Source organism: Variovorax sp. J22R115 (assembly GCF_030317005.1).
Taxonomy (GTDB): domain Bacteria; phylum Pseudomonadota; class Gammaproteobacteria; order Burkholderiales; family Burkholderiaceae_C; genus Variovorax.
In genome coordinates, this window is sequence record NZ_JASZYM010000003.1 from 102,126 (window position 1) to 118,716 (window position 16,591).

The window sequence follows — 16,591 nt, forward strand, 5'->3', positions numbered from 1 at the left end:
CGACTAGACCTCGATCGTCACGCATTCGCCGAACGCGATCGGCCGCGCCGGCCACTGGTCGCCGCGCTCCACGCAGCGCATGCCATCGCGCAGCAACCAGACCGCGCGGATCACGCCGGCATGCGTGACCCAGATCGCGTCGCGTCCGCTGGCGCGCCAATCGTCGAACGCGTCGCCGACCCGCTGCATGAACTGGCGCGTGCTCTCGCCCGTCCCGCCGGCGCGCGTGTCGGCAAAATCGCGGGTCCAGGCTTCGAACTCGGCACGGTCGATCGCGGACCAGGGGCGCTCTTCCCACACGCCGAGATCCATCTCCGCGATGCGGGGGTCCGGGCGGGGACGGAGGTCGGGCCTCATCGCCGAGATGGCTCGCGCCAGATCGGCACACCGCGTCAGTGGAGAACAGGTCATCTCAACGTCGGTGGGCAGCACCGACGCCACTTGCTCGGCCACGGCAAGGGTCACCTCGGGCAGCACTAGAACATCGGTGCGGCCGTAGCACTGGCCCTCTGCCGCAGTGGTCTGCGCGTGGCGGACGAGCACGAGCCTCATGCCTGCCACGCGAGCGCGAGATAGATCGCAAGTTCGCAGACTTGTTGCGTCGCACCCAACCCGTCGCCGGTGAAGCCCTGGAGGCGGCGCATGAGAAGCCGCGCCATGCATGTCGCGGCCAGGGCGCAAAGGAGGAACGCCGCCAGTCCGTGCAGCGCGCCGTGCGACCACACGAGCAGCGCAGCGGCCGGAATCGACCACGCGACGCCGACCATCAATGCACCATTGCCGATCGCATCGGCCAAGGGCTTGGACTTGCTTGCCGCGTTCTCGTCGCCGACGTAGGGCAACCAGCGGATCAGGAACAAGGGCGCAAGCCGCGAAAGAACATGGGCACTCACGAGCGCCATGGCCGCGGTCGACGCGCCCTGCCCGACCAAGGTCGCCAACAACGCGACCTTCAGGCCCAGCGCCAATGCCAGTGCAATCGCACCGAAAGCGCCGATGCGCGAGTCCTTCATGATCTCGAGCGCCCGAGAGCGATCGGCCGATCCGCCGAGGCCATCCGCCACGTCGGCCAGTCCATCCTCATGGAACGCGCCCGTCATCAGCACGGTCGCGATGGTCGACAGCGCTGCCGCTACCAGAGCGCCCGCGAGACCCGGGAGACCCGCCTGCGCGAGCCACAACACCCCCGCGCCCGCCGCACCGACGAGCCAGCCCACGCCGGGGAAATGCGCAGCGCTGGCGCGAAGCATCGCCGGACTGAAGCCAACCCAGCCAGCCAGAGGCCCCGTGACCGGGACGCGCGTGAAGAATTGAAGCGCCAGCAGGAAGTGGCGCACACCGTTCATGACTTGTCCTGCTTCGACACGCCCGCCGATTCGAAGCTCGCCATCTCACTCAGGATGCGGCAGGCCGATTCAAGCAGCGGCCAGGCCAGCGCGGCGCCGGAGCCTTCGCCGAGCCGCAGGTCAAGCTGCAGCAAAGGTTCGAGCCCAAGCACGTTCAGCAACAGCCGATGGCCGGGCTCGACCGATTCGTGCGCCGCGACGCAGCGGTGCACGACCTGCGGCCGCAGAGCTTGTGCGACGAGCACCGCGGCGCTGGCGATGAAGCCATCGAGCACGATCACCCGGCGTTCGTGGGCTGCCTGCAGCACCACGCCGACCAGCGTGGCGATCTCGAAGCCGCCAAGGGCCGCCAGTGCATCGAGCGGCGCCGTGGCACCGTCGTGCCGTTCGAGCGCTTGACGCAGCACCATGCGCTTGTGCGCACGGCCTGTCGCGTCCAGTCCGGTTCCGGCGCCCGTGCAGGCGTCGATGTCCTGGTCCGCGATGCGTGCCAGCAGCATCGCCGCGGCGGATGAATTGCCGATGCCCATCTCGCCCAGCAGGACGGCATTGCCGGGCAGGTCGCGCAAGAGGGCCATGCCGTTGGCGATGGCTGTCCGACACTGTTCTGCAGTCATGGCCGGTTCGACGGAAGCATCCGCCGTTCCGGCCGCCACCTTGCGAATCAGAAGGCCGTCACGCGGTGCGAAGTCGTGGCGCACGCCGCAATCGACCACCGTCAGCGCCAGGCCATGCTGGCGCGCGAGCACACTCACGGCCGCGCCGCCAGCCAGGAAGTTCTCGACCATCTGCCAGGTCACGTCGCTTGGATAGGCGGACACGCCGCGCGCGGCCAGGCCGTGGTCGCCGGCGCAGACGACCATCTGCGGCGCTGTCAGCGATGGCGCATCGGTGCCGAGGATGCTGCCCAGCCGCACCGCCAGCGCTTCGAGGCGACCCAGGGCGCCGAGCGGCTTGGTCTTGCCGTCGATCAGATGTTGCAGGCGCGCGGACAGCGCCGCGTCGTCGAGGTCGGGGACTGCGGGGATTTCAAATGTCATTCGATCAGCGAGCGCAGCACGCCCGTTTCAAAGTGGGAGTCGATGTGGTCGGCCAGTCCGTCGAACACTGCGTCCAGCGTGCGCGCAGCGACGCCGAAGAGCGCTTGCAGCACCGCCGGGTCTTCGAAGAGACCGTGAAGGTAGAGACCGAGGACGTTGCCGGCGTTGTTCTGCCAGGCCAGTTCATCCGGCATGACCGCGCAAGCCCTGTCGCCGGCCGCCGCCATCGCGGCATGCTCCGCCGTCTGGCCGTGGTGGATTTCGTAGCCGCGCACGGTGATGCCGGACAGCGCCGCCCAAGGTCCCATGAGCGACGAGAAGGCGGCTTCCCGGTGACGCACGGTCTTGTCCGCCGCGAACACAGTGACCAGCGGAAGTAGCCCCAGCCCCGGCCCATTGCCGTCGACGCCATGCGGATCGATCAGCGCCTCGCCCAGCATCTGCAGTCCGCCGCAGACGCCGAGCACGATGCCCCCGCGCGACGCGTGCGCGGCCACGGCGCGGTCCAACCCTTGAGCGCGCATCCACCCCAGGTCGCTGCTGGTGTGCTTGGAGCCCGGCAGGATGATCCAGTCCGCGCCGGCGACGTCGGCCGGGCTACGCGCCCAGCGCAGGCGCACGCCGGCAATGTTCTTGAGCGGCTGGAATTCATCGAGGTTGCTGATGCGCGGATAGGCGATGGCCGCGATGGTTCGCGTGACCTCGCCGCTCGACACGCTGCGGTCGTCGAAGACGCCGTCCTCCTCCGGCAAACCGTGCTGCCACCACATGGGGAGCGTCGCAACGGTCGGCACGCCCGTCAGTTGCTGCAACTGCTGCGGGGCCGGCGCCAGCAGCGCCGCGTCGCCGCGGAACTTGTTCAGCACGAAGCCGGCGAGCATGTCGCGGTCGGCCGGCGGCATCAGTGCCCAGGTTCCGTAGAGATGAGCGAAGGCGCCGCCCCGGTCGATGTCGGTCACCAGCAGGCAGCGCGCCTCGCTGTGCCGCGCGACGCGGAGATTGACGATGTCGCTCGCCATCAGGTTGATCTCAGCCGGCGAGCCCGCGCCCTCGATCACCACCGCATCGTTTTCCGCACGAAGCGCGTCCAGCGCCTGGGCGATCTGCGGCCACACACGCTCGCTGCGCCCGCGCCAGGGCAATTCCGAGAGCTCGTTGCTCACCTGCCCCATCAGGATCACCTGGCTGTGGGTGTCGCGTTCGGGCTTGAGGAGCAGTGGGTTCATGCGAACGTCAGGCTCGGCCCGCGCGGCCAGGGCCTGGAAATACTGCGCGCTGCCAATCTCGCCGCCCGCGACGACTCTCGCGTTGTTGCTCATGTTCTGCGCCTTGAACGGCGCGACGCGCAGACCCTGCCGGGCATACCAGCGGCATAGCGCGGTGGCGAGCCAGCTCTTGCCGGCGCCGCTGGTGGTGCCAAGGACCATGACGCAGCGGGCGCGACCATTTACCACGTTGGGAATCATGGGTGCGATTGTCCTTTACGTGAAGTTCGTCACGCTTAGGGATGCGGTCTTGAATGAGGTCGAAACTATTCATTCGATTCGGCCGTAGCTTCAAGGCTTGTTCAGAAAAGGGAGCCCCGGCGAATGCCAGCTTTGCGAGACATCGCGCTCACGGTGGAGGAGCGTGGACCGAATCAATACTTCTGGGTCCTCCTGGAGGCGTTCAACAGCGACGCCGTCGAGACGATCCACTACCAGCGAATTCACATCGCCTCCGTGGCGCAGACCAGCTATTCCAGCGCGCTGGTGATGGGCGCGAATGCGCTGCGCAAGCTGGTCGACTCGAACTCGACGCGGCTCGATACCGGCTTCTAGCGGCAAAAGAAAAGCCGCCCGGCGAGTGGCTCGCCGGGCGGCTTTTTCTCAGTTCAGCCTCAGTCGCTGGCTTTTTGCGAATAGACCTTCTCGCCCGCCAGCCAGGTTTCGAGCACCTTCGTCTTCCACAGGTTGGCTGGCGCGATCTTGAACGGATCCTGGTCGACCACGATGAAGTCGGCCCACTTGCCCGGCTCGAGCGATCCGATGGCCTTCTCCTGGTGCTGCGCGTACGCGGCATCGAGCGTGAAGGCGCGGAATGCCTGGGGCAGCGTCATCGCTTCTTCAGGATGCCAGCCCTCGATGGGCTTGCCTTCGTGATCGGTGCGCGTCACGGCGGCGTGCAAGCCGAAGAACGGGTTGGCCGACTCCACCGGAAAGTCCGACCCGCCGGCGATCACGGTGCCTTGCTTCAGGATCGTGCGCCAGGCGTAGGCGCCCTTGATGCGCTCCTTGCCGACGCGGTCTTCCGCCATGTTCATGTCGCTCGTGGCGTGCGTGGGCTGCATCGAGGCGATCAGGCCCAGCGACTTGAAGCGTGGGATGTCCGACAGCGCCACTACTTGAGCGTGCTCGATGCGGTTGCGCTGCTCGATGCCGCCGCCGTCCTTGTAGGCGGCCTCGAAGGCATTCAGGATCTGGCGGTTGGCCGCATCGCCGATGGCGTGCACGTTGACCTGGTAGCCAGCCTTGAGCGCGGTCTTCATCTTGGCCTGGACCGTGGCATCGTCCATGAACAGCAGGCCCTTGTTGCTGTGATCGTCCGAATAGGGTTCGAGCAGCGCTGCACCGCGGCTGCCCAGCGCGCCGTCGGCATAGAGCTTGACCGAACGCAGGTTGAAGCGATCGTCCGCGTAGCCCTTCAGTGGGCCGTTGGCGGACAGCACCTTGAAGTCGTCGGCCACATCGCCAATCATGGCGTAGACGCGAGTCGTGAGCTTCTTCTGGTCGGCGAACTCGCGGTAGATCTTCACCTCGTTGGCCGTCACGCCGGCATCACCCACGCCAGTGAGGCCCAGCGAGCCGAAGTGGCGCAAGGCGGAGTTGAGCGCGATGCGACGCTCATCGTCGGAGTACGGTGGCATGACCTTGACGAGCAGCGCCTGTGCCTTGTCGACGAGCACGCCGCTCGGATTGCCGTTGGCGTCGCGTTCGATGCGGCCGCCCGCGGGATCGGGCGTATCGCGCGTGATGCCCGCGAGTTGCAACGCCTTGGTGTTGGCCCAGGTCGCGTGGCCGTCCACGCGGCGCAGCGTCGCGGGGCGGTCGGCGATGGCGACGTCGAGTTCGGCCGCGGTTGGGAAGCGGCCGAGTTTCCAGATCACCTGGTTCCAGCCCTGACCCATGATCCACTGGCGCACCGGGTTGGCTTCGGCGTAGGCCTTGATGCGGGCCTGCGCTTCCTGCAGGGACTGGGTGCCCGTGACCGCGACTTCGCTCGTGCGGAAGCCGATGCGAAACACGTGGCCGTGGGCGTCGATCAGGCCCGGCAGCAGGGTCTTGCCCTGGCCGTCGATGCGGCGGGCGTCGGGATACTGCTTGGCGAGCGCAGCCGCATCGCCGACGCCGAGCACCTTACCCTGGTCGAAGACCAGGCCGGTGAAGGACGTCAGCTTGTCCTGGCTGAAGGTGTAGCCCTGCACGTGGTCAACCAACGTCGGTGCGGCCTGGGCCGAACCGGCCGCGAGGGCTGCCGCGGCAGCCAGCGCCGCCAGGGGTTGCAAGAGGTGTTTTTTCATTGGAGTTCTCCTTGGTTATGGGATCTGCGAACCGGGCGTCGCCGGTCGCGGGAAGTACATGTCGGCGTAGGCCACGATGCGGGTCTTGCGCACCATCCGGTAGCCCAGCCACATCGCCAGAAAGATCGGAATCCCGATGTAGGTCGCCAGCACGGCAATCCAGTCGATGCGCCCGCCCATGAAGGCCGCGTAGTTCTGACCCAGCGTCACGATCAGGCACAGACCGAATGCGAACAGGGGGCCGTACGGAAAGAACGGCGAGCGGTACGGCAGCATGGCCAGGTCGAGGCCCTGCGCCATGAAGCCTTTGCGGAACCGGTAGTGGCTGATGGCAATACCCAGCCACGCGATGAAGCCCGTCATTCCCGACAGATTGAGCAGCCACAGATAGACGCTCTGGCTTTCGAACATCGACGTGAGGAAGCACAGCGCGCCAACCAATGCGGTCGCCAGCAGCGCATAGAGCGGCACGCCGTTGCGGGTCAGTCGGGCAAAGCAGCGCGGCGCCCGCCCGTCGACGGCAAGATTGAAGAGCATCCGCGTCGACGCATACATGCCCGAATTGCCAGCCGACAACACGGCTGAAAGAATCACTGCATTCATCACGCTCGCGGCAAAGGCCATGCCCGCACGTTGGAACACGAGCGTGAAGGGACTCACGCTGACCGCGCCGATGTCCGTCTTGATCAGGTTCGGGTCGGTGTACGGAATCAGGATGCCGATGACCAGAATGGCCAGCACATAGAACAGCAGGATGCGCCAGAACACTTGCCGCATGGCGCGCGGAATGGTCCGGCCCGGATCCTTGGATTCTCCAGCGGCCACACCGATCAGTTCGGTGCCCTGGAACGAGAAGCCGGCGATCATCGCGACGCCGATCATGGCCGGCAGCCCGCCCACGAAGGGCGCGTCGCCCACCGTGAAATTCGAGAGCCCCGGAGAATGCTCGCCGTTCATGATGCCGAAGATCATCAGCGTGCCGATCCCGATGAAGGCCACGACTGCCACCACCTTGATCAGTGCAAACCAGAATTCCGCCTCGCCGAAGCCGCGCACGGAAATCGCGTTGAGCAGGAACATCACCGAGAGGAACAGCGCACTCCACATCACGCCCGACGTGCCCGGAAACCAGTACTGCATGACCAGTTGCGCGGCGGCCAGTTCGACGGCGATCGTGACGGCCCAGTTGTACCAATAGTTCCACCCCAGCGCGAAGCCGAAGCCCTCGTCCACATAGAGCGCACCGTAGGTGGCGAACGACCCCGACACCGGCATGTAGGCCGCGAGTTCGCCCAGGCTGGTCATGAGGAAGAACACCATCGCGCCGATCAGCAGGTACGCCATCAGCGCCCCGCCCGGCCCGGCCTGCGACACGCTGGCGCCCGATGCGACGAACAGGCCGGTTCCGATCGATCCGCCGATCGCGATCATCGTCAGGTGACGTGCACCCAAGGCCCGGCGCAAAGTCGGCGCGGCCGATTCTTTGTCAAGGGAAGCAAGTGTCTCGGGAGCCGCTGTTGTCGTTTGCATACGCAATTTTCTGTTTGATGCTCGAGACACCGACATCAAACCCGACGATCAGCGCAAAAGCGCCGGGAGTCTACCAGCCCGCCCGAAGCCAGATTCGGACGGGTTGCGTGCATACCTCTTATTCCAAATCGCGCAAACGGGTGGCTGCGACCTGCGCCTTGCCTGCCACACCTTCAGCCACCGGCCCGGCGTCCCAGCTTCCGCCGATGGCACGGATCAAGCCGACCGTCGCCTGGTATTGAGCCGACTTGACCTGCAGCGCCTGCCGGCGGTTCTGCAGTTCTTGTCTGCGGGCATCGAGAAGGTCCAGTTGGCTGACCAACCCGTTGCGGTAGCGCGAATCCGACAAGGTGGTCGCACGGGTCGCCGACGCTACCGCCTTGGCCTGCACGCCCGACTGCTGTTCGAGGATCCGCAGCGAAGAGAGCTGATCCTCCACCTCCTTGAAGGCGACGAGCACCTGCGACCGGTAGTTCGCCAGCGCACCGTCGAGCTGCGCCGAGGCGTTCTGCACACCCGCTTCACGGCGTCCACCATCGAAGATCGGCAACGCGAGCAATGCGCCGATGCCCCATGACCGCGCCGACCACTTCACGAGGTCGCTGAAGTCCGAGGTCGCATAGCCGCCGCCCGCGGTCAATGCAATGTCCGGAAACCAGGCCGCCTGCGCGACGCCGACGCGTGCCTGCGCCGCGAGCACCGCCTTCTGCGCGGCGGAGATGTCAGGCCGGCGCGTGAGCACCGTCGCCGGCACACCCGGTGGGATCGTGGGCAGGGCGGTCGACCAATCGGTCGTGTCGACGCCGAAGTCCGACGCCACATCGCCGGCGAGCACCGCCAGAGCGTGCTCGAGTTCGGCACGCCGCCGGTCCAGCGTCATCGCATCGGATTCGGTGGACGCGACCTCGGTCTCCACGCGCGCCACGTCGAGCTCGGCCACGTCACCTGCCCGCTGGCGGCTCTGCGTGAGCTTCAGGGTGTCGCGATAGGCCTCGACCGTGTCCCTCACTAGCGCGCGCTCGGCATCGAGCGCCCGCAAGGCGAGATAGGTTTGCGCCACCTCGGCTTCGACCAGTAGGCGAGTGCTCTGCAGAAGGCCGTCGCGGGAATCGGCATCGAGCCGTGCCGCATCGCTCGCGCGCGACAGCTTGCCGAAGAGATCCAGTTCGTAGGAGAGTTCCAGCCCTGCCGTGAACAACGAAGACGGCCTGGGCGTCAGGTTGCGGTCGAGGCCGGCACTGCGCACGCCACCTGCGACCGCGTTCACCTGCGGTGCGCGATCCGCATCGGCATTGCGCGCCAGTGCACGAGCCTCGGCCAGGTGCGCCGCCGCGACCTGGATGCTGGTGTTGCGGGCATCGGCGCTCGCGATCAGCTTGTCCAGCACCGGATCGTTGAACGCACGCCACCATTCGCCGCGCGGCTGCGCCTCTGCGGGCTGTGCACGGGTCCATGCGCCTTCAGGAACGACCGCGGCCTGCTCCTTGAACTGCGCCGGCGGGGTGAAGGTCGGCAGCTCCGTCGGCGTGCTGGCGCATCCAGCGAGCACCAGTGCTGCCAACAGCGGCCGCAACGCAGCACGCCACCGCGGACCTTGGGATGAGGAAGTCTGTTTCATGATGAGCTTTCTTGACGTTCTGGAGTGAAGCCCCGAGGGACTCACTCGATGGCCTTCAAAGGCGCCGCCGGCGACGGCCGAAGCGAGCCGCCGCCGGCCGCACCGACATGCTCGGCTGCCACGGGTTGATCCGCCGACACGAACGCATCCCCATGCGGCACTTCACCGTGCAGCTTGAGCGGACGATTGCCGGTCATGCGACGCAACAGCACATAGAAGACCGGCGTGAGGAACAAACCGAAGGCCGTCACGCCGATCATTCCGGAGAACACCGCGATGCCCATCGCCTTACGCATCTCGGCGCCCGCGCCGCTGGACAACACCAACGGCAGCACACCCATCACGAAGGCCATGGAGGTCATCAGGATCGGACGCAGCCGAAGCCGGCTTGCCTCGATGGCCGCCTGGATCGGCGTTCGCCCGGCAAACTCCAGCTCGCGCGCGAACTCCACGATCAGGATCGCGTTCTTCGCCGACAGCCCCACCAGCACCATCAGCCCGATCTGCGTGAAGACGTTGTTGTCGCCGTGGGACAGCCACACGCCTGTCATCGCAGCGAGCAGCCCCATCGGCACGATCAGGATGATCGCGACCGGCAAGGTCAGGCTTTCGTACTGCGCAGCTAGCACCAGGAACACCAGAAGGATGGCAAGCGGGAACACCCACAGCGCCGAGTTGCCGGCCAGGATCTCCTGATAGGTCAACTCCGTCCATTCGAAGCTGATGCCCTTGGGCAGCGTCTCGGCAGCGATGCGTTCGATCGCGTCTTGCGCCTGGCCCGACGAGAAGCCCGGGGCCGGACCGCCGTTGATGTCGGCCGAGAGGAAGCCGTTGTAGCGCATCGCACGCTCCGGCCCATAGCTGGGCTGGATGTTCATCAGCGCCGACAGGGGCACCATCTCGCCGCTCGCCGAACGCACCTTGAGCAGGCCGACGTCCTCGGCGCGGGCGCGGTAAGGCGCATCGGCCTGCACGCGCACGCTGTAGGTCCGGCCGAAGCGGTTGAAGTCGTTCGCGTAAAGACTGCCGAGATAGATCTGCATGGTGTCGAATACGTCCGTCACCGACACGCCGAGCTGGCGTGCCTTGGTGCGGTCGATGTCGGCATAGAGCTGCGGCACGTTGACCTGCCAGCTCGTGAACATGCCCGCAAGTTCCGGTGTCTGGTGGGCCTTGGCCATGAACGCCTTGACCGCACCGTCCATCGCCGCGTAGCCGAGCGAGCCGCGATCTTCCAATTGCAGCTTGAAGCCACCCGTGGTGCCGAGACCTTGCACTGGCGGCGGTGGGAAGATCGCGATGAACGCGTCCTGGATCTGGCTGAACTGCCCGTTGAGCTGACCTGCGATCGCACCGGCGCTCAGGTTTGCCGCCTTGCGTTCGTCGAAGTCCTTCAGGCTCACGAAGACGATGCCGGAGTTCGAGCTGTTGGTGAAGCCATTGATCGACAGGCCCGGGAAGGTGATGGCGTGCTCGACGCCCGGCTGCTTCATGACGATGTCGTTCATGCGACGCGTCACTTCTTCCGTACGGTCGAGCGTGGCACCGTCGGGCAGCTGCGCAAAGCCGATCAGGTACTGCTTGTCCTGCGCCGGGACGAAGCCGCCGGGCACCGCCTTGAAGAGCCCGAAGGTCACGGCCACCAGCGCGAGGTAGATCACCATCATCAGCGCCTTGCGCGAAATGGCACCCTTCACGCCAGTGCTGTAACCCTCGGCGCCGCGATGAAAGATGCGGTTGAAGCCGCGGAAGAAGCCACCGAACACGCGATCCATGCCGCGCGTCAACGCGTCCTTGGGCGCGTCGTGGCTGCGCAGCAGCAGCGCGGCGAGCGCGGGCGACAAAGTCAGCGAGTTGACGGCCGAGATCACGGTCGAGATCGCAATAGTCAATGCGAACTGCTTGTAGAACTGCCCGGTGAGGCCGCTGATGAAAGCCAGCGGCACGAACACCGCCACCAGCACCAGCGCGATCGCGATGATGGGTCCCGACACTTCGCGCATCGCGCGGTAGGTCGCCTGGCGCGGACTCAGCCCGGCCTCGATGTTGCGCTCGACGTTCTCGACCACCACGATTGCGTCGTCCACCACGATACCGATCGCGAGAACCAGTCCGAAGAGACTCAGCGCGTTGATCGAGAAGCCGAAGAGATGCATCACCGCGAAGGTGCCGATCACCGAGATCGGCACAGCAAGCAGCGGGATGATCGAAGCGCGCCACGTCTGCAGGAACAGGATCACGACCAGCACGACGAGCGCGATCGCTTCGAGCAGCGTGTGCACGACGGATTCGATCGAGGCACGCACGAACTGCGTCGGGTCGTAGACGATGCTGTAGTCGACGCCATCGGGCATGTTCTTCTTCAGTTCGGCCATGGTGGCGCGGACATCGTTCGAGATCTGGATCGCGTTGGAGCCCGGCGCCGCGAAGATCGGCACCGCCACCGCGTCCTTGTTGTCGAGCAGCGAGCGCAGCGCATAGCTCGACGCGCCGAGTTCCAGCCGCGCCACGTCGCGCAGCCGCGTCACGGCGCCGTCGCCACCGGTCTTGACGATGATGTCGCCGAACTCCTCCTCGGTCTGCAGGCGGCCTTGTGCATTGATCGAGATCTGCATGTCCACGCCCTGCAAGCCGGGCGAAGCGCCCACCACGCCGGCTGCGGCCTGCACGTTCTGTTCGCGGATGGCGCGCACCACGTCGCTGGCAGAGAGGCCGCGCTGTGCCACCTTCTGCGGATCGAGCCAGACGCGCATCGAATAGTCGCCCGAGCCGAACAACTGCACGTCACCCACGCCCTGCACGCGCGCCAGCCGGTCCTTGACATTGAGCACCGCGTAGTTGCGCAGGTAGGTCATGTCGTAGCGACCATTGGGCGAGAGCAAGTGCACCACCATCGTGAGATCGGGTGAGCTCTTGATGGTCGTGATGCCGAGGCGGCGGACTTCCTCGGGCAGCCGGGGCTCGGCTTGCGAGACGCGGTTCTGCACGAGTTGCTGCGCCTTGTCGGGATCGGTGCCGAGCTTGAAGGTCACGGTCAGCGTGAGCAGGCCGTCGGTCGTCGCCTGGCTGCTCATGTAGAGCATGCCTTCGACGCCGTTGATCGATTCCTCCAGCGGCGTCGCCACCGTTTCAGCGATCACCTTCGGGTTGGCGCCGGGGTAGTTGGCGCGCACCACGACCGAAGGCGGCACCACCTCGGGGTACTCGGAGATCGGCAGCCCGCGCAACGCGATCAGCCCCGCGATCAGCATCAGCAGCGAGAGCACGCCGGCAAAGATCGGCCGGTCGATAAAGAATTTGGACAGATTCATGATGATTCTCCGAGAGCCCTGCGATCAGGACTTCGCGTCAGCCACGTGCTGGGCCGGTGGTTGCACTTCGGCCTTGGCGTCCATGGTCACGGTCTGCGGCGCCACGAGCGCGCCCGGGCGGATGTGCTGCAGGCCGTTGACGACCACGCGCTCTCCGGCCTTCAGGCCCTTGGTCACGACACGCAGGCCATTGACCGGCACGCCCAGCGTCACCTCGCGGTACTCGGCCATGTTGCCCTCGCCGACGACCATCACGAACTTCTTGTTCTGGTCGGTGCCCACTGCGCGTTCGTTGACCAGCAGCGCCGGTTCGCTGCGTGCCTGGCCCATGCGGATGCGGGCGAACTGGCCGGGGATCAGCGCGCCATCCTTGTTGTCGAAGGCTGCGCGCACACGCACCGTGCCACTCCTGGCATCGACCTGGTTGTCGATGAGCTGCAGACGGCCTTCATAGGGCGTGCCGTCGATGCCGGCGGTGCCCATCTGCACGGGGATGCCTTCGATGCGCGTGCGCGCGCTCGCGCCGCCGGGCAGATCCTTCAGCGCGCGGACGACGATCTGCTCGTCGGCATCGAAGCTCGCGTAGATCGGGCTCACCGACACCAGCGTTGTCAGCACCGGCGCGCCGGGGCCGGCCGCAACGAGGTTGCCGACCGTCACTTCGAGCTTGCCAATGCGGCCCGCGACCGGGGCGCGCACTTGCGTGTAGCCCAGGTTCAGGCGTGCGCTCTGCAGCGAGGCCTGCGCCGCGCGCAGGTTGGCTTCGGCTTCGCGACCGGCGTTGGTGCGTTCGTCCAGTTCGCGCTGTGCAATGGCCTTCTCATCCCAGAGGCGGCGTGCGCGTTCCTGCTCGCTGCGGGTGAACGACACCCTGGCCTGGGCGGAGGCCACCTGCGCCTCGGCGCGTTCCACTTCAGCCGCGTAGGGCGCGGGGTCGATGGTGATCAGCAATTCACCCTGCTTCACCAAGGTGCCCTCGCGGAAGTGCACGGCCTGCACGGCACCCGCCACGCGGGACCGGACGTCGACCCGTTCGACGGCTTCGAGGCGACCGGAGAACTCGTCCCAAGTATTGACTTCGGTCGCGGCCACCGTGGCCACCGAGACCTGCGTAGCGCGAGGGGCCGAAACGGCCGCGGCGTCGTTGGCCTCCGCATTGAAACCATGGAAGCCGAGCGCGGCGGAGGCGATCGCCACCAGTGCGGTGACGCCGGTCACTGCGGGCCAGAGGCCGCGGCGGGCCGTCGAGGAAAGCTTGGGGTTCGTCATGATTGAAAGGTCCTTTTGGTGACTCTCGGGATGCAAGGCGCCCTCCCGCGCGGATAGCGCAGGACAGCGGGGAAAACGAAAATCGGATGGGAGCGCATCGCCGGGGGCACTGCGGACGGGCGGTCGCGCTGGCAAAGGCATCCCCCGCACAGCGGTTGTGTCGCCATGCAGATCGAGGTGCATTCACCTCACCTTCGGGGTGATCCCGCGCGACGGGATCCTTCAGTGCACGGGGCGCCGTGCTTCGCCGTTCAGTGGGGCGGCGGTGCCGCGCTGAAAAACTCGCGGAAGTGCTTCTGTACGACCGCCTCGCAGGCCGCACAACCTGAATCGTCCGGCTGATAGAGCGCTTCGGGCCAGTTCGATGCGCCGGGCAGCACGCTGCTGGTCACCGCAATCCCGGCGTCGCTCAGCCGCTTGGCGAAGTTCAGCGCCTCGTCGCGCATCGGGTCGTCCTTGCCGACGAGCACGAGTGTTCTTGCCAGCTCGGCCAGACGGAGCGACCCGCCGGGCACCGCGTACGGGTGCGTGGCATTCATCGGCCGGCTGAGGTACTCCTGCCAGCCCGAAGCCCACTTGCACTGGACGGCGTCACCTTTGGCCTGTCGCAGCGAAGGCGTGCCTGCGCACGGATCGAGCATCGGCGACAGCAGGATCTGCCCCGCCAGTGGCGGATGGGCCCTGTCGCGCGCCATCAGTGCGACCGCAGCCGCGAGGTTGCCGCCGGCTTCTTCGCCGGCCAGGAACAGTTGCGCTCCCCTGCCCGCCAGCTTCATGCGCTGCTTGTAAACCCATTCGAGCGCAGCAAAACCGACTTCGATAGGTTCTGGAAACGGAGCCTTGGGCGCCAATGGATAGTCCAGCGAAACGACCACAGCGCCCGCACCCGCCAGCAACCGGGCCACGTTGCGGCCGTTGTCCAGGTCGCCGCACACGAAGGTGCCGCCATGAAAATGCAGGACCAGCGGTGACGTGGTGCCCCGCACTCGCTCGCCGTACAGGCGCGCCAGCACGGGTTCGCGCTCCGGCAGTTCGATGCGGATGTCCGTTTCGGCCCCCCGCGCGGGAGCCGCGGAGGCTTCAGCAGTTGGCAGGGTTGGAAGGGTGGACATGGACGACCTCGGTGGCTGAACGATGGGTTGAATATAAGACGTCGTTGATATGCTTCAACAAGATCACGGACCTCACTCTGTTTCCAATCGACTAACAATCGCCTCAAAAGGCCGTGTGAGAATTCCGCTCCCCCCGGCCCCCGAGCCACCCCAGGAGCAGCATAGATGGATCAGATCCAGGCCATGCGGATTTTTGTCCGCGTCGTCGAAGCAGGTACGTTCACGCGCGCCGCCGATTCGCTCGGCCTGCCCAAGGGCACGGTCACCAAGCAGATCCAGGCGCTGGAGTCGCGCCTGCACGTGAAGCTCCTCAACCGCACCACGCGCCGGGTCACCGTCACGCCTGACGGCGCGGCGTACTTCGAGCGCACCGCGCGCCTGCTGAACGACTTCGACGACATCGAGGCCAGCATGACCAATGCACAGGCCAACCCCACGGGCCGGCTGCGCATCGATGTGGGGTCGTCGATGGCGAGGCTGGTCATCCTCCCTTCCCTGTCGACCTTCTGCGACCGATATCCCGACATCCAGGTTGACGTGGGCGTGAGCGACCGTACGGTCGACCTGATCACCGACAACGTCGATTGCGTGATCCGCGGCGGCGAACTGGCCGACCAGTCTCTGGTGGCGCGCCGCATCGGCAACCTGCCCTGGATGACCGTGGCCTCACCGGCCTACCTCAAACGCTACGGCGCACCGCAGCATCCGACCGACATCGAGAAGCGCCATCTGGTGGTGAGCTTCTTCTCCGGCAGCACACGCCGTGTATACCCGCATGAGTTCCAACGTGGCGACGAGCACTTCGAGATCGCAGGACCTTACCGAGTGTCGGTCAACGACAGCAACGCGCATATGACCGCGGTGCTGGGTGGCTTCGGCCTTTCGCAGGTCATTACTTATATGGCGGAGCCCTACATCGCCAGCGGCGAGCTCATCGAGATCCTGCCGGACTGGAAGCGGCCGCCACTGCCCGTGCACGTCGTCTATCCGCCCAACCGCCATCTGAGCGCCAAAGTCCGCGCCTTCGTCGATTGGGCCGCAGACCTGTTCGCGAAGCACCCGCAATTGCAGCGGGTCTAAGGGCACCTGGAGCCGGGCCAGGGTTCTTCGACACGTTTGACATTCGTCCGCGCCCAAGCGCAATATGCAGCGCATGTAGTTCGCTTGGAGAGTTCGATGAACATGAAACTTCAGTTGCGCACGGCCGTGGCCGTGACATGCATGGCGCTGGCGATGGCGGCTGCGCCGGTCCGCGCGGCCGAGGTCCAGATGGTCACCGGTGAGCAGTGGACCCAATCGAGCGAGGCCGTCAAGAAGGCGTATCTCGTCGGCGTCGCCAACATAGTTCAGGTCCAGACCGCCTATCACGGCGCCAATCCACCCACCGATGCACAGAGCTTCATTCCGCGCCTCGCCAAGGGAATGCAGGGCCAGACGCTGGACGGCGTGCGCGAAAACCTCGACCGCTGGTACGCGGCGAACCCCACCAAGCTCAAGCGGCCGGTGCTCGACATCATCTGGTTTGAAATGGCCGTTCCCGGCCTGAAGAAGTGACGGAGCCGATGATGAAACGACTCGTATGGATGTCGACCGTTGCCGCCATGACGCTTTTGACCGCCTGCACGGACATGACGCCGCGGCAGCAAGGAACGATGAGCGGCGCCGGCATGGGTGCGTTGGGTGGTGCGGGCATCGCAGCGATCGCCGGAGGCGACGCGTGGACGGGTGCCGCGATCGGTGGTATCGCCGGCGGTATCGCCGGGAACATCAAGGGCGGTCGGCAACAGCAATCCGGCTGGTAACCGG

The 16,591-nt window shown here is 66.1% G+C and carries 14 protein-coding genes; 4 read left to right on the forward strand and 10 right to left on the reverse strand.

Translation table 11 applies throughout. The annotated features are described in order from the left end of the window. Positions 1 to 3: 3 nt before the first annotated feature. The 4 genes from QTI04_RS05860 to QTI04_RS05875 are packed head-to-tail and all read right to left on the reverse strand — an operon-like array spanning position 4 to position 3,852. The gene (locus tag QTI04_RS05860) at positions 4 to 552 is read right to left on the reverse strand and encodes a histidine phosphatase family protein (protein ID WP_286614512.1); all 549 of its coding nucleotides are present in this window, start codon (positions 550 to 552) and stop codon (positions 4 to 6) included. Further along, complete coding sequence (locus tag QTI04_RS05865) at positions 549 to 1,346, reverse strand: adenosylcobinamide-GDP ribazoletransferase (RefSeq protein WP_286614513.1); 798 nt, start codon at positions 1,344 to 1,346, stop codon at positions 549 to 551. The genes QTI04_RS05860 and QTI04_RS05865 overlap by 4 nt, the downstream gene beginning before the upstream one ends. Next, a complete protein-coding gene (gene cobT, locus QTI04_RS05870; protein ID WP_286614514.1) occupies positions 1,343 to 2,386 on the reverse strand; it encodes a nicotinate-nucleotide--dimethylbenzimidazole phosphoribosyltransferase in 1,044 nt (347 codons plus the stop codon). The genes QTI04_RS05865 and cobT overlap by 4 nt, the downstream gene beginning before the upstream one ends. Next, positions 2,383 to 3,852 (reverse strand): cobyric acid synthase, encoded by a 1,470-nt coding sequence (locus QTI04_RS05875; RefSeq protein ID WP_286614515.1) that lies wholly within the window; start codon positions 3,850 to 3,852, stop codon positions 2,383 to 2,385. Before QTI04_RS05875 ends, cobT begins: the two co-directional genes overlap by 4 nt. 123 nt (positions 3,853 to 3,975) lie before the next feature. Here QTI04_RS05875 and QTI04_RS05880 point away from each other — a divergent pair, with 123 nt between their 5' ends. Continuing rightward, positions 3,976 to 4,206: a hypothetical protein gene (locus QTI04_RS05880; protein WP_286599067.1), complete on the forward strand. Its 231-nt coding sequence runs from the start codon at positions 3,976 to 3,978 to the stop codon at positions 4,204 to 4,206. 59 nt (positions 4,207 to 4,265) lie between these two features. Here QTI04_RS05880 and QTI04_RS05885 read toward each other — a convergent pair whose 3' ends face one another. The 6 genes from QTI04_RS05885 to QTI04_RS05910 form a co-directional block, all read right to left on the reverse strand. Next, positions 4,266 to 5,945 carry an amidohydrolase gene (locus tag QTI04_RS05885; protein WP_286599068.1) on the reverse strand — a complete coding sequence of 560 codons (1,680 nt, stop codon included), beginning with the start codon at positions 5,943 to 5,945 and terminating at the stop codon, positions 4,266 to 4,268. A gap of 15 nt (positions 5,946 to 5,960) precedes the next feature. Further along, a complete protein-coding gene (locus QTI04_RS05890; protein WP_286614516.1) occupies positions 5,961 to 7,475 on the reverse strand; it encodes an amino acid permease in 1,515 nt (504 codons plus the stop codon). Positions 7,476 to 7,593: 118 nt separating this feature from the next. After that, complete coding sequence (locus tag QTI04_RS05895) at positions 7,594 to 9,093, reverse strand: efflux transporter outer membrane subunit (RefSeq protein WP_286614517.1); 1,500 nt, start codon at positions 9,091 to 9,093, stop codon at positions 7,594 to 7,596. Positions 9,094 to 9,134: 41 nt separating this feature from the next. Next, positions 9,135 to 12,404 carry an efflux RND transporter permease subunit gene (locus QTI04_RS05900; protein ID WP_286614518.1) on the reverse strand — a complete coding sequence of 1,090 codons (3,270 nt, stop codon included), beginning with the start codon at positions 12,402 to 12,404 and terminating at the stop codon, positions 9,135 to 9,137. Between the two features lie 24 nt (positions 12,405 to 12,428). Continuing rightward, a complete protein-coding gene (locus tag QTI04_RS05905) occupies positions 12,429 to 13,673 on the reverse strand; it encodes an efflux RND transporter periplasmic adaptor subunit (protein WP_286614519.1) in 1,245 nt (414 codons plus the stop codon). Between the two features lie 251 nt (positions 13,674 to 13,924). Next, positions 13,925 to 14,785 carry an alpha/beta hydrolase gene (locus QTI04_RS05910; protein ID WP_286599073.1) on the reverse strand — a complete coding sequence of 287 codons (861 nt, stop codon included), beginning with the start codon at positions 14,783 to 14,785 and terminating at the stop codon, positions 13,925 to 13,927. 165 nt (positions 14,786 to 14,950) lie between these two features. Here QTI04_RS05910 and QTI04_RS05915 point away from each other — a divergent pair, with 165 nt between their 5' ends. The 3 genes from QTI04_RS05915 to QTI04_RS05925 all read left to right on the forward strand — a co-directional run bounded on the left by QTI04_RS05915 (position 14,951) and on the right by QTI04_RS05925 (position 16,587). Continuing rightward, positions 14,951 to 15,865: a LysR family transcriptional regulator gene (locus QTI04_RS05915; protein ID WP_286599074.1), complete on the forward strand. Its 915-nt coding sequence runs from the start codon at positions 14,951 to 14,953 to the stop codon at positions 15,863 to 15,865. Between the two features lie 96 nt (positions 15,866 to 15,961). Then, positions 15,962 to 16,339, forward strand: coding sequence for a hypothetical protein (locus QTI04_RS05920; RefSeq protein ID WP_286614520.1), 378 nt, complete (start codon positions 15,962 to 15,964; stop codon positions 16,337 to 16,339). A gap of 11 nt (positions 16,340 to 16,350) precedes the next feature. Then, positions 16,351 to 16,587, forward strand: a complete 237-nt coding sequence (locus tag QTI04_RS05925) for a hypothetical protein (protein WP_286614521.1) — start codon at positions 16,351 to 16,353, stop codon at positions 16,585 to 16,587. Positions 16,588 to 16,591 lie beyond the last annotated feature (4 nt).